This is a genomic window from Streptomyces blattellae (assembly GCF_009709555.1).
Classification (GTDB): domain Bacteria; phylum Actinomycetota; class Actinomycetes; order Streptomycetales; family Streptomycetaceae; genus Streptomyces; species Streptomyces blattellae.
Genome location: NZ_WJBG01000139.1, coordinates 13760 through 25957, shown reverse-complemented (window position 1 = coordinate 25957; position 12198 = coordinate 13760). Strand labels below are relative to the sequence as shown.

Genomic DNA, 12198 nt, shown 5'->3' with positions numbered 1-12198 from the left:
ACCGGAACGACCGGACCGGACAGGGAGGCGACAGCTCATGGGCCTCGGCGGATGCATCATCCTCATCGCCGCAGGAGCCATCCTCACGTTCGCGACCAACTGGGACATGGAGGGGGTCAACCTCGACCTCGTCGGCGTGATCCTCATGATCGTCGGGCTGATCGGCGTGACGACGTTCAGCAGCATCGCACGGCGCCGGCGGGTCATGGTGCCGCCTTCGACGCCGCTCATCGACGAGGAACGGCACCACAACTACCGCGACGGGTACGGCGGTATGTGAGGTGGGGGCGGAGGGAGTTCGCTCTCAGGTCGCCAGATGCCCGACGAAGATCCCGACAAGGATCCGGTCTTCGTACGCGGGTATCGGCAGGGAGAAGTGCACCCTGTCGCGATCGAAGAGGCGCTTGCCGTGCCACTCGCAGCGGTAAGTGCCGCCGTCGTAGTGGACGTTGCGCAGCTCCCACGCCTTCGCGTTCTTCTTCGTGTTCGGGCTCTCGGGAGAGATGTCCAGGTCCAGGGCGGCGAACCTGCGTATGACCTGCTTCTGGTCGCCGCCGCAGTCGGCCAGCGTCCGGGGGAAGTGGTCGTTGAGCGCGCCGAGCAACCTCACCAGCCAGGGCAGGACATCGGCGTAGCCGCCTTTGAAGTGGTGCAGGCGCAGGGAGTCGGCGAACAGCAGCTGAGGGAAGGCGTCCTGGGTGTAGATGAAGAAACGCTCGGCCGGGACGCGCTCGTGGGTGAGAAGACCCCGCCAGAAGCCCGGTGCGTCCTCCGGTCGCCGCAGGACGTGCACCTTCACCTCGTCGTGGCCCTCCTCCGTCGTCCGCGTGACGGTGAGCCATCCGGACGGCCAGTCGGGTTCCGTGGCGTACGGCACGAGGAGACAGGACATGGCCCTGCCCGCCGCCGCCCGGGCCAGGGCGTGGGCGGTACCCCAGGACGGCTCCCGCCAGGGGCCCTGGGCTACCCGGACAGACTGGGGCAGGTCCGCCTCGCCGGGCTCCACACCCCGGCACTTGCCCAGCAGCTTCAGCAGGCGGACCCGCTCGTCACGGGGCAGGACGCTGTCCGGGGAGTAGAGGGCGTCTTCCAGAGTGACGGACGGACGACACTCGGTCTTGTATGCGGGTTCCATGAACGCGGCCTTGCGGCCGTCGGCCAGGGGCTGGAGTAACTCCGCGAGTGTGTCGAGGGCGTCCCGCAGGCCGGAGTCCGTCAGCTCCCGCCAGTCGAAGCACTCCTCACCCACGACGACGCGGTAGTCGTCATCGGCGTCGCCCACCGGCGTGTCACCCAGTAAGTCCTGTCCGTTGCTACCTGCCGCGTCGAGCACGGGCCAGCCTCCCCAGGTCGGTCTCGATCTGGTCGAAGAAGCCGCTGGGCCAGTGGCTGAGTTCGCCCTTGTCGTTGATGCCGATGGGCAGGGTTTGGTCGTGGTCGAAGTAGTGCGTGACCATGTCCTCGGCCGGGAGGGAGCGGTCCTGCGCGACGGCGAGCCGGGCTCCGTTGAGGACGTGGTCGCTGTGCGTTTCCACCACGACCTGTACCCCGCTGCCCGCCACCCGGGCGAGGAACCGGCCGAGCCGGGACTGGCCCGCCGGGTGCAGATGCGCCTCCGGGTTCTCCACGATCAGCAGGTCGCCCGGCTCGGTGAGCAGGCCCGCGACGATGACGGGCAGGGCGTAGGAGACGCCGAAGCCGGTGTTGACGGGACGGATCTCCTCGTCGCTCAGGCCTGTCTCGCCGAACCGGATCGTCCCGGCCATGATGCCCACGGCCACCCGAGCGGTGATCCGCATCGGGCGGATGATTTCCGAGGCCCATGCCTCGGCCTGAACCCTCAGCTGTGGACCGGCGGCTTCCGGATGGTGCAGCGAGCCCCGGACCACCCCGCGGGTGCCGCGGGGGCTCACCACGCGCGTGTCGCGCAGCGCCAGCACCTGCGCCGTGAACTCGCCCCGTACCCCCACGCCGATCTGTTCCGGCTCCTCGGCGGACACGGACAGCGTGTCGCGCGGGCCGAGGCGCTCGGCGCACAGATAGGTGAAAGCGGGGTTCAGAACACCCGGCCCGATACCGGGTACCTGCGCCACCGGCACCCGCCGTACGTCAAGGTGCAGCGCCTGTTCGGCATCGGGCAGACCGAATTCGTACACCCACGATTCGCCGTCCGAACCACCCAGCCGTACGGTGATCTCCCGCGCGTCGGCCGTCCAGTTCAGCACGTCCCGCGCCTCGCCGAGGGCCAGCCCGAGCGGGCCGTTCAGCCGGACCGTACCGCCCGCCGTACCCGCCAGCCTCGCCAGCAGCAGGGACTGGATCACGGTGCTCTTGCCGCCGCCGTTGACGCCGGTCAGCACGGTCAGGGGGCGCAGGCCGAAGGACTCCGCCACGAACCGCTTGAAGCCCCGGATCTCCAGGGAAGTGATCACCGGCCGGCTCCCGCGTCCTCCACGGCGGCCCTGAACCGGTAGTCCACGCGGTGGCGGTCGGCGGTGGAGGAGGTGATGGCGTTGAGGTAGTCGACGTCGGTGGTCATGCGCTCGCGCGCGGCCTTGAGGATGGCCCTTCGACGCGCACGCAGGTCGGCGGTGGTGTAGCCGGGGTCGGCCAGCGCCATCGACCAGGACTCGAACAGGGCGCGGTTGATCGGACGGCGGTAGTCGTCCCCCTGCGGCCACTTGCGGAAGGCGTGGTCACCGAAGATGAGGTAGGCGTGGCTCATCGCCCGCTCGAAGGCGGCCTCCAGCTCCGCCACCCGTTCGTCCGGCACCTGCTTCGCCGAGTCGAGCATTTCGGTGGCGTCCATCAGGAAGTGCTCCATGACGGGCTTCTCGTGGTACGCCTCGACGCCGCCCTTCAGCCAGAACGCGGCGAACCGCAGCGCCATCTCCCGGTCGTTCATCCGGATGTGGTCGGTCAGGCGGTACCCGGTGGCCTTGGCGAAAGCGTCCGTGTGCGTCATCCGGTGCAGGGTGTCCCGGCTGCGCGGACTGCTCATGCAGTGCCGGATCTCCTGGCCGTTGAGCGGCGTACCGCCCGTGTTGATCCGCTTGAAGATCTCGTACGTGACTCCGCGGGGCGTCGTCGGGTCGATCACGTTGACGATCAGTTGGGTGTTGTTGATCCGCCGCTGGAACGGCACGGGGAGGTCGCTGAAGCGCAGGTCCCTGAGGTCGTCCAGGTGTTCCAGCTTCCCGAGAGCGAAGCCCCCCTCCCCGCCCCGGACGAACGCGTGCAGCGTGGACAGCCGCTGGAGGCCGTCGACGACTCGGAACGACCCGTCCGCGTCCTCGGCGAAGTAGAAAGCGGGGAGGGGAATCTGCAGCAGCAGGGATTCCACCAGCAGAGACTTCTGGTCGGCACGCCAGACTCGCAACCGCTGGAAGTCCGGGGCGAGTTCGATGGATTTCTCGTCGATCTGGTCGAGAATGTTGCGCAGGGAGAACTGGCTGGTGTTCACCCGGATCTGGTCCGGGTTCCACGGCCGCTGGATCCGTGTGGTGTCCTCGCCGGTGTCCTCGACCTCGATGTCCGTGGCGTGTCCCTCGAACACGTCCTCCACCACGTCAGGGGGCGTCAGCGCGCCTTCCATAGCCATGGGGGCCATCCTAGGGGCGAGTGGTCCAGGGCGTGGAGGAGTTGTGACGATCACGCTCGCCGCTGTACAGGCAAGTCGAACCACACCGCCTTGCCCTCCGGGCGCGACAGTCCTCCGTAGGGCAGGGCAGGGGCGTGTCCCCAGCGCCCATCGGTGAGCGCGTCCACCAAAAACAGGCCCCGACCGCCCTTCTCCCATACCTCGGGCGTCAACTCCCTTGTCACCGGCGCGTTCTCGTCCCCGTCGTACACCACCACCCGCACCTGCCCGCCCTCCACCGCCAGCCACAGCGCCGCGCCGTCACCCTTGGCGTGCACGCAGGCGTTGGTGACGAGTTCTGAGGTGCACAGGGTGGCGTCGTTCACCAACTCGTCTAGTTTCAGGGCGCGGAGGACAGTGGCAACGAAGTCGCGGGCGATGTGGGGGGAGGTTTCGAGGGGCGGGCAGTAGAGGGTGTACGAGGGCACGGGGCATCAACTCCGGGTGAGGTGAGGGGGTTCGCCGAGCCTGGCCGCGTTGCTGTCCGGCGCCCCGGGTGTCGACGGGCCGGGGTGGCGCTTCCAACGGGGTTTAGGCGTACGGGAGTTGCGGAGGAGTGATCACATGGACACCAGCCCGACCCAGATCAGCCATCTTGAGTCAGGGCGGATCGGCCTCAGCGAGGAACGGCTGCGCAGGATGGCCGAGTTCTACGACTGCGATGACACCGCGCTCGTAGAGGCGCTGGTCGAGATGTCTCTGCCGCGCTTCGGCAACTGGTGGGAGGAGTACCGGAATGTGATGCCGCCTCAGGCACTCGACCTGGCCGAGCTGGAACACGACGCGTCGTACGTCCGAGCATTCCAGGTGGTGCACATCCCGGGAGTCCTCCAGACCGAGGACCATGTACGCGCAGCCTCGGTCTTCGTGGAACCAAACCTCCCGGAGGAGCAACGCGAGGCACGCGTCTCCTTCCGTATGCGCCGCCAGCAGGTGCTCAAGTCGGGCAAGCCATACGACGTCATCATTCACGAGGCAGCTCTGCGGATGCACGTCGGCGGGTCCAAGGTCGCCCGCGCCCAGCTTGAGCACGTCCTTCAGGCGTCCGACACGGACACGGTCAAGGTTCGCGTCATCCCGTTCACAGCCGAGGGCTTCGCAGGTGCGGGCTTCCCCATGCAGTACGTTGGCGGAGTCGTCCCCCGACTCGACACTGTGCAGATCGACACGACGCACGGCGCTGAGTTCATTGACGCAGCAGCGCGGCTGAACCGCTACCGAGCTCTCTTCGAGAGCATCGACAGCGCAGCGCTCCCTCAGGATGCTTCGCTGGACGTCATTCGCCGCATCGCTCAGGAACTGTGAAGGAACCCCGTGTCTGAAGCCCTCCGCTGGCAGAAGTCGTCGTTCTCCGGAGGCGGCGGCGACACCGACTGCCTGGAGATAGCCACCACCCCCACCACCCTCCACCTCCGCGAAAGCGACGCCCCAGCCACCGCCCTCACCCTCACCCCCGCCGCCCTTCGCGCTCTGCTCGCGGCGGTGAAGCAGCCCCCTGCCCCCTCCGCGAAAATGTGACACTTCTCAGAATCAGAAAAGCGTCACGATTTTCCACCGACCCCCTCCCGCTGATCCCCTCCCACCCCGACGACTCGGGCATCGGCACACCGTCAAGCCAGGGTGTGCCCCGTGGTCGCGTCCACATGATCCGGCACCTCGTCGTGGCGGTCGCCCACGGTCAGCGTGCCCGTCGGCTCGAACATCAGGATCGACGCCCCGCCCGGCGCCGCCGGCTTGTGCGGCCTGGGCACGGCCGCCAATCTCCGTGCCCGGCTGCGACAGGAGACCGGGCTCAGCCCGTCGGCCTACCGGCGGCGTTTCGGGGGCGGTGGCGTGGAAGTCCTGTTGCCATGAGATTCCTCGTACGCGACAGGCTCCTCGGCTTCGGTGACGACTACTGGATCGAGGACGAGCACGGCAACAAGGTGTACCTCGTCGACGGCAAGGCCATGCGGCTGCGGGACACCTTCGAGTTGAAGGACACGCAGGGGCGCGTCCTCATCGACATCCACCAGAAGATGCTCGCCCTCCGGGACACGATGGTCATCGAGCGGGACGGCGCCCCCCTGGCCCGCATCAGGCGCAAGCGGCTGTCCCTCCTGCGCAACCACTACCAGGTGTCCCTCGTCGACGGCACCGGACTCGACGTCAGCGGCAAGATCCTCGACCGTGAGTTCGCCGTCGAGTACGACAGTGAACTCCTCGCCGTCATCTCCCGGCGGTGGCTGCACATCCGCGACACCTACGGCGTCGACGTGGTACGCGACGACGCGGACCCGGCGCTGCTGATCGCGGTGACGGTGTGCGTGATCCATCTGGCGGAGAAGGAGCGCGAGGAACGTTAGGGGACTGACGGTGCCGGGTCGGCGCGCGGCGGCTCCAGCCCCAGTACGCGGTCCTTGAGCGCCGGGAACTGTTCCCGGGTCGCGCCCACCTTCGCCGGGTCGAACTCCACGGTGAGGACCTGCTCCCCGGCACCCGCCTCCGCAAGGACCTCTCCCCACGGATCCACCACGATCGAGTGACCGGCCTGCGGAACTCCGGCGTGGGTCCCGGCCGTTCCACAGGCGAGCACGAACGCCTGGTTCTCCACCGCCCGCGCCTGAGCCAGCAGCGTCCAGTGCGCACGTCGCCGCTCCGGCCAGCCCGCCGGGACGACGAAGGTCTCGGCACCGGCGTCGACGAGACCGCGGAAGAGTTCGGGGAAACGGAGGTCGTAGCAGGTACCCACGCCGACGGTCGTCTCCGGGAGGCGGACGGTCACCAGTCCCGCACCCGCGCCCATCAGCACCGCCTCGCCCTTGTCGAACCCGAAGCGATGGATCTTGCGGTAGGCGGCGGCCAGTTCACCGGAGGGAGAGAAGACGAGAGACGTGTTGTAGAGCGGCCCGTCAGGGTCCCGCTCCGGAATCGACCCCGCGTGCAGCCACACGCCGGCGTCGCTCGCGGCCTTCGCCATCACCTCGTACGTCGGCCCTTCGAGCGGCTCGGCCTCGCTGCCGAACTCCTCGTACGCGAAGGCCCCGGTCGTCCACAGCTCCGGCAGTACGACGAGATCGGCGGCCCCCGCCTGATCCAGCACCAGCCCCGCCACCCGACGCCGACGCGATTCGACCGATTCGCCCTCGTCTACGGCGATCTGGAGCAAAGAGGCGCGCACGTTACCACCGTCCTGGCATGAGACCCGTCCACACGGCCTACGATCGTGACACGAAAGCACTGCCGGGGTGCCTCACAGCAGCGTAACTTAACGTCTCAAGACACCCGCCGACAGCAGCCGCCTCCCACTGGCAACGCCGCCACAACCAGCCCTGTACCGACCGCCGAGGGGTCCCGTTCCGTGAGTCTGCATCCCACTCTCCAGCCCTACGCCGACGCCTGGACCCACTCCATCGAAGCGATATCCGAGCTGGTGCAGCCCCTTGTGGAAGGCGAGTGGAACCGGCGGACCCCGTGCCCCGGCTGGTCGGTCCGCGACGTCGTCTCCCATGTCATCGGCCTGGACTGCGAGATGCTCGGCGACCCGCGCCCCATCCACACACTCCCGCGCGACCTGTTCCACGTCACCAACGACCACCAGCGCTACATGGAGATGCAGGTCGACGTGCGGCGCCACCACACGGCGCCCGAGATGACCTCCGAGCTTGAGCTGGTCACCATCCGCCGCAACCGCCAGCTGCGCAACGAGTCCCGTGACCCCGGCACCAAGGTGCGCGGCGCGCTCGGTGCCGAGATCACGCTCGAAGAGTCCATGCGCAATCACGCGTTCCACGTGTGGGCCCACGAACAGGACCTCCGTGCCGCCCTCGGCCGCCCCGGCAACCTCGACTCGCCCGGCGCGCATGTGGCCCGTGACGTCCTCCTCGCCGCCCTCCCCGACATCGTCGCGAGCAAGGCGAACGCGCCCCGCAGCTCGGCGATCGTCTTCGACGTCCACGGCCCCCTGGAGTTCCTGCGCACCATCCGCGTCGACATCCAGGGCCGCGGCACCCTCGAAACGGCCCCCGCCCTCGGCCCCGCCGCCACCCTCACCCTCGACTGGGAGACCTACGTCCGCCTGGCCTGCGGCCGCGTGCCCCTGGAGTCGGTCGCCGACCGCGTCAAGGCCGAGGGCGACGCGGAGCTGACGGCGGCGATCCTGCGGAACTTCACGGTGACGCCGTAGCCGGGCCGCCTCCAGCCGCGGGCAGTCGTGCCTCCCCCAGTGCGTTGAGGGCCTGGGGGCAGCGCCTTCAGGGCCCGGGAACCCCCAGGCGGCAAGGGTGGGCGCGGGCGGGACCCGGCAAGCGCCGGTCCGCGCCGCCCGCCCCGCCCCGGCGCAGGGCACCGTCACGCGGGCACATGCACCGTCTCCACCCGGCTCGCCACCAGCCGCTCCCGCTCCCGCCGAGCCGCCCGCCTCCGCAGCCGCAGGATCTGACTCACGCCCAGTGCCTGGAGCACGAACACCGAGGAGAACGCCACCGTGTAGTCGTCCCCGGTCGCATCCAGCAGCACGCCGACCGCGAACAGCGTGGTCATCGAGGCGACGAAGCCGCCCATGTTGGTGATCCCGGACGCCGTGCCCTGCCGCTCCGGCGGGTTCGCCGGCCGGGCGAAGTCGAACCCGATCATCGAGGCGGGACCGCACGCTCCGAGCACCGTGCACAACATCACCAGCAGCCACATCGGCGCCCGCTCCCCGGGATACGCCGGCACGGCCGCCCAGATCAGCGCCGTCGCCCCGACGGTCCCCAGCGCCAACGGCAGCCGGGCCGCGTGATGCCGGGCGACGACCTGGCCGTACACCAGACCCACGAGCATGTTCGACAGCACGACGAGCGTCAGCAGCTCCCCGGCGGTCGCCCGCGACAGCCCCTGGGCCTCAACCAGGAACGGCAGACCCCACAGCAGCAGGAACACCATCGCCGGGAACTGGGTGGTGAAGTGCACCCACAGCCCGAGCCGCGTCCCCGGTTCCCGCCACGAGGCGGCTATCTGCCCTCGTACGTAGGCCGCGCCCTGCTGCGGGAAGGGCTCGGGCTCGTGCCCCTCGGGGTGGTCCTTCAGGAAGAGCAGCATCAGCACCAGCACCAGCACACCGGCGAGCGCGCTGCCCGCGAAGGCCGCGGTCCAGCCCACACCGTGCAGCAGCCGCGCCAGCACCAGCGTCGAGACGAGGTTGCCCGCCATGCCGGCCAGCCCGGCGAACTGCGCCACCAGTGGCCCGCGCCGCGCCGGGAACCAGCGCGTGCCGAGCCGCAGCACGCTGATGAACGTCATGGCGTCACCGCAGCCGAGCAGCGCGCGGGAGGCGAGGGCCATGCCGTACGACGGTGAGAACGCGAACCCGAGCTGCCCCGCCGTGAACAGGACCACGCCGATCGTCAGCACCTTCTTCGTGCCGAGCCGGTCGACCAGCAGGCCCACGGGTATCTGCATGCCCGCGTACACCAGCAGTTGGAGGATCGAGAAGGTGGACAGCGCGGAGGCGCCCACGTCGAACCGCTCCACCGCGTCGAGGCCGGCCACCCCCAGCGACGTACGGAAGATGACGGCGACGAAGTACACGGAGACGCCGATGCCCCAGACGGCGACCGCGCGGCGACCGCCCGGAGGATCGCCGGGGAGGGCGACGGCGCTCAACGGACCTCACCCCGCGCGAGGTGCGAGAACCAGCCGACGTGCCGGTGGACCACCTCGACGGCCGCCGCCGCGTCCCCGGCGCGCAGCGCCCCCAGGATCTCCTCGTGCTCGACGAGGGTCTTGGCGACCCGGTCGGGGTGGGAGTGCAGCACGGCGACGCCCATGCGCAGTTGCCGGTCGCGGAGTTGGTCGTAGAGCCGGGAGAGGATCTCGTTCCCGCCGCTGCGGACGATCTCGGCGTGGAAGCACCGGTCGGTGACGGCGGCCGCGGCCAGGTCGCCGGCGGCGGCGTGCGCCTTCTGCTCGGCGAGCAGTTCCTCCAGCCGGATGATCAACTGCGGACTCGCCGGTACGGCCTTCCGCGCGGCGTGCTCCTCGACCAGCAGCCGGGTCTCCACCACGTCCGCGATCTCCTGCGCGGAGACGGGCAGCACCAGGGCGCCCTTCTTCGGATAGAGCTTGATCAGCCCTTCGGCCTCCAGGCGGAGCAGCGCCTCGCGCACCGGGGTGCGGGAGACGCCGACGGCCTCGGCGAGTTCGCCCTCGGTGAGGAGGGTGCCGCCTTCGTAACGGCGTTCCAGGACGCCTTGTTTGACGTGGGCGTAGACGCGGTCGGCGGCGGGTGGCTGCTTGACGGGTGCGGGCCGGGCGGAAGGCATGGGCACAGCTTAGATACAACACGTACGCATGCGGCCGCTCATTTCAGCATGCGGACGTGACGGGGCTCGTCCCACAAGCCGCACAACCTTCTGTGCTAGTTACGTGTCACACGTGTGCGGCCTGCTGCCTGCCTTTCCGACCAACTCGGCCGCACTTCCGGGGCATTCGACGTATTCGGGGTATTTGAGTTGAAAACCGCCACCAAGGGCACTCGTGTCCGCAGAGCCGCCGCCGTCGTGGTCACGACCGGGGCGATGCTCACGACCGGAGCCCTCACCGCGGCACCGGCGCAGGCCGCGACGACGCCCAGCATCACCGCCAAGGGCGGATTCCTGATGAACAGCGCCAACGGCAAGACGCTCTACGCGAAGTCCGCCGACACGAAGCGGCTCACCGCCTCGACCACGAAGATCATGACCGCGAAGGTCGTGCTCTCGCAGCCGAATCTGAACCTGGACTCCAAGGTCACGATCAAGAAGGCGTACAGCGACTACATCGTCTCCCAGGGCGCGTCGTCCGCGCGGCTGATCGTCGGTGACAAGGTCACGGTCCGTCAGCTGCTGTACGGGATGATGCTCCCCTCCGGCTGCGACGCCGCGATGGCCCTCGCCGACAAGTTCGGTTCCGGCTCGACGGTCGCTGCCCGCACCAAGAACTTCATCGGCAAGATGAACACCATGGCCAAGAGCCTGGGCATGACGAACACGCACTTCGATTCGTTCGACGGCATAAGCAATGGCTCGAACTACTCGACGCCGAAGGACCTGACGAAGCTCGCCCGCAACGCGATGAAGACGTCCACCTTCAGGTCGGTCGTGAAGACCAAGTCGTACACGGCGAAGACGACCACGAAGACCGGCTCCACGCGCACGATGGCGGCCTGGAAGAACACCAACACCCTGCTCGGCTGGAACGGCACCCTCGGCGTGAAGACCGGCTCCGGCACCTCCGCCAAGTACTGCCTCGTCTTCTCCGCCACGAAGAACGGCGAGTCCGTGGTCGGCGCGGTCCTCACCTCGTCCTCGGCGGCCAACCGCACGACGGACGTGAAGAAGCTGATCAACTACGGTTACTCGAAGATCAGCTGACACCGAGGCCGATTGGTAAGGGGGCAGTCACTCGACGGTGACTGCCCCCAGTGACGTATCCCACAACTCCCGCCCCTCGTGCATCCCTCGACTCCTCCTGTGAGTCTTCTGTGCGCCTCCCCCACGATTTGGCAGCTGCCTACCCGGCATTGCGCACATTCGGAGCGTTCATAGTGATAACCGGCATCAAGGGTGTACGAGTCCGCAGAGCCGCAGCCGTCGTCGTCACCACCGGCGCGCTGCTGGCGGGCGGCGCCCTGACCGCACCCGCGCAGGCGGCGACCGCGCCCACGGTGAGCGCCAAGGGCGCGTTCATGCTCAACAGCGCGACGGGCTCCACGCTTTACAGCAAGTACGCCGACACCAAGCGGCCCATGGCGAGCACCACGAAGATCATGACGGCCCGGGTCGTGCTGAGCACCCCCGACCTGAACCTCGACCGCAAGATCACCATCAAGCAGAGCTACCGCGACTACGTCGCCGCCAAGGGCGCGAGCACCGCGGACCTGAAGACCGGCGACAAGGTCACCATCCGCCAGTTGCTGCACGCGATGATGCTGCCGTCCGGCTGCGACGCCGCGATGGCCCTCGCCGACACCTTCGGCACCGGCACGACGGTCGCGGCCCGCACCAAGAACTTCATCGCCAAGATGAACAAGAAGGCCGAGGCCCTCAACCTCACCAATACGCACTTCGACTCGTTCGACGGCAACTCCACGCAGAACACGAACTACACGACGCCCCGCGACCTCGCCAGGCTCACGCGCAGCGCGATGACCTTCTCGACGTTCTCCGGCATCGTGAAGAAGACGAAGACCGTCCAGTACGCCACCACAAGCACCGGCGGCACCCGCACGTACACCTGGTACAACACCAACAAGCTGCTGGGCTCCTACAGCGGCGCGACCGGCGTGAAAACCGGCACCAACACCCCGGCCGGCCCCTGCCTGGTCTTCGCGGGCACCCGCGACGGCAAGTCGGTCGTCGGCGTACTCCTCAACGACGCCTACCGCTTCACCGACGCCGCCAAGCTGATGGACTACGCCTTCGGCACCAGCACAGCGAGCACGATGCAACTGCGCACCCTTCCCTCGGGCGCCCAGCACGACTGATCCGTCTGGCACACCGAAGGCCTGTTGATGATGAGGAGCGCCCCGTCTCGTCTGCGGCGGGGCGCTCCGTATG

The 12198-nt window shown here is 68.6% G+C and carries 14 protein-coding genes and 2 pseudogenes; 8 read left to right on the top strand and 8 right to left on the bottom strand.

The window, feature by feature from the left end; all coding sequences use genetic code 11:
* Positions 1–37: 37 nt before the first annotated feature.
* On the top strand, positions 38–280 hold the full coding sequence (locus tag GFH49_RS14540; protein WP_155056294.1) for a DUF6458 family protein: 243 nt from the start codon (positions 38–40) through the stop codon (positions 278–280).
* 24 nt (positions 281–304) lie between these two features.
* Here the strand turns inward: GFH49_RS14540 and GFH49_RS14535 are convergent, their stop codons facing one another.
* From GFH49_RS14535 to GFH49_RS14520, 4 genes are read right to left on the bottom strand one after another with little or no spacing between them, the layout of a single operon-like run.
* A complete protein-coding gene (locus GFH49_RS14535; RefSeq protein WP_155056293.1) occupies positions 305–1282 on the bottom strand; it encodes a hypothetical protein in 978 nt (325 codons plus the stop codon).
* 31 nt (positions 1283–1313) lie between these two features.
* Positions 1314–2432, bottom strand: coding sequence for an AAA family ATPase (locus GFH49_RS14530; RefSeq protein WP_155056292.1), 1119 nt, complete (start codon positions 2430–2432; stop codon positions 1314–1316).
* Positions 2429–3601, bottom strand: a complete 1173-nt coding sequence (locus tag GFH49_RS14525; RefSeq protein WP_230396290.1) for a DUF262 domain-containing protein — start codon at positions 3599–3601, stop codon at positions 2429–2431. Before GFH49_RS14525 ends, GFH49_RS14530 begins: the two co-directional genes overlap by 4 nt.
* A 50-nt stretch (positions 3602–3651) precedes the next feature.
* Positions 3652–4068, bottom strand: coding sequence for an ATP-binding protein (locus GFH49_RS14520; RefSeq protein ID WP_155056291.1), 417 nt, complete (start codon positions 4066–4068; stop codon positions 3652–3654).
* 49 nt (positions 4069–4117) lie between these two features.
* Here GFH49_RS14520 and GFH49_RS14515 point away from each other — a divergent pair, with 49 nt between their 5' ends.
* Positions 4118–4945, top strand: a complete 828-nt coding sequence (locus GFH49_RS14515) for a Scr1 family TA system antitoxin-like transcriptional regulator (RefSeq protein ID WP_328288276.1) — start codon at positions 4118–4120, stop codon at positions 4943–4945.
* 9 nt (positions 4946–4954) lie between these two features.
* Entirely contained in the window at positions 4955–5158 is a 204-nt protein-coding gene (locus GFH49_RS14510; protein WP_155056290.1) for a DUF397 domain-containing protein, read from the top strand.
* A gap of 92 nt (positions 5159–5250) precedes the next feature.
* Here GFH49_RS14510 and GFH49_RS14505 read toward each other — a convergent pair.
* Positions 5251–5391 (bottom strand): annotated as a pseudogene (locus GFH49_RS14505) (cupin domain-containing protein); the annotation flags it as partial.
* On the opposite strand from GFH49_RS14505, the pseudogene GFH49_RS40105 reads away from it, so the two are divergent.
* Positions 5369–5494 (top strand): annotated as a pseudogene (locus GFH49_RS40105) (AraC family transcriptional regulator); the annotation flags it as partial. The pseudogenes GFH49_RS14505 and GFH49_RS40105 sit on opposite strands and share 23 nt — an antisense overlap.
* Entirely contained in the window at positions 5491–5985 is a 495-nt protein-coding gene (locus tag GFH49_RS14495; protein WP_155056289.1) for an LURP-one-related/scramblase family protein, read from the top strand. The pseudogene GFH49_RS40105 and the gene GFH49_RS14495, both read left to right, overlap by 4 nt.
* Here the strand turns inward: GFH49_RS14495 and GFH49_RS14490 are convergent.
* Positions 5982–6800 carry a carbon-nitrogen family hydrolase gene (locus GFH49_RS14490; protein ID WP_155056288.1) on the bottom strand — a complete coding sequence of 273 codons (819 nt, stop codon included), beginning with the start codon at positions 6798–6800 and terminating at the stop codon, positions 5982–5984. The genes GFH49_RS14495 and GFH49_RS14490 overlap by 4 nt on opposite strands.
* A 180-nt stretch (positions 6801–6980) precedes the next feature.
* Between GFH49_RS14490 and GFH49_RS14485 the strand changes: the two genes are divergently transcribed.
* A complete protein-coding gene (locus tag GFH49_RS14485; RefSeq protein ID WP_155056287.1) occupies positions 6981–7805 on the top strand; it encodes a maleylpyruvate isomerase family mycothiol-dependent enzyme in 825 nt (274 codons plus the stop codon).
* Between the two features lie 164 nt (positions 7806–7969).
* Here GFH49_RS14485 and GFH49_RS14480 read toward each other — a convergent pair whose 3' ends face one another.
* Both GFH49_RS14480 and GFH49_RS14475 read right to left on the bottom strand, forming a co-directional pair.
* Positions 7970–9265: an MFS transporter gene (locus GFH49_RS14480; RefSeq protein WP_155056286.1), complete on the bottom strand. Its 1296-nt coding sequence runs from the start codon at positions 9263–9265 to the stop codon at positions 7970–7972.
* The gene (locus GFH49_RS14475) at positions 9262–9924 is read right to left on the bottom strand and encodes a GntR family transcriptional regulator (RefSeq protein ID WP_155056285.1); all 663 of its coding nucleotides are present in this window, start codon (positions 9922–9924) and stop codon (positions 9262–9264) included. The genes GFH49_RS14480 and GFH49_RS14475 overlap by 4 nt, the downstream gene beginning before the upstream one ends.
* 189 nt (positions 9925–10113) lie before the next feature.
* Between GFH49_RS14475 and GFH49_RS14470 the strand changes: the two genes are divergently transcribed.
* Positions 10114–11013, top strand: coding sequence for a D-alanyl-D-alanine carboxypeptidase family protein (locus GFH49_RS14470; RefSeq protein ID WP_155056284.1), 900 nt, complete (start codon positions 10114–10116; stop codon positions 11011–11013).
* Between the two features lie 173 nt (positions 11014–11186).
* On the top strand, positions 11187–12125 hold the full coding sequence (locus GFH49_RS14465) for a D-alanyl-D-alanine carboxypeptidase family protein (RefSeq protein ID WP_155056283.1): 939 nt from the start codon (positions 11187–11189) through the stop codon (positions 12123–12125).
* The last annotated feature ends 73 nt before the right edge of the window (positions 12126–12198 follow it).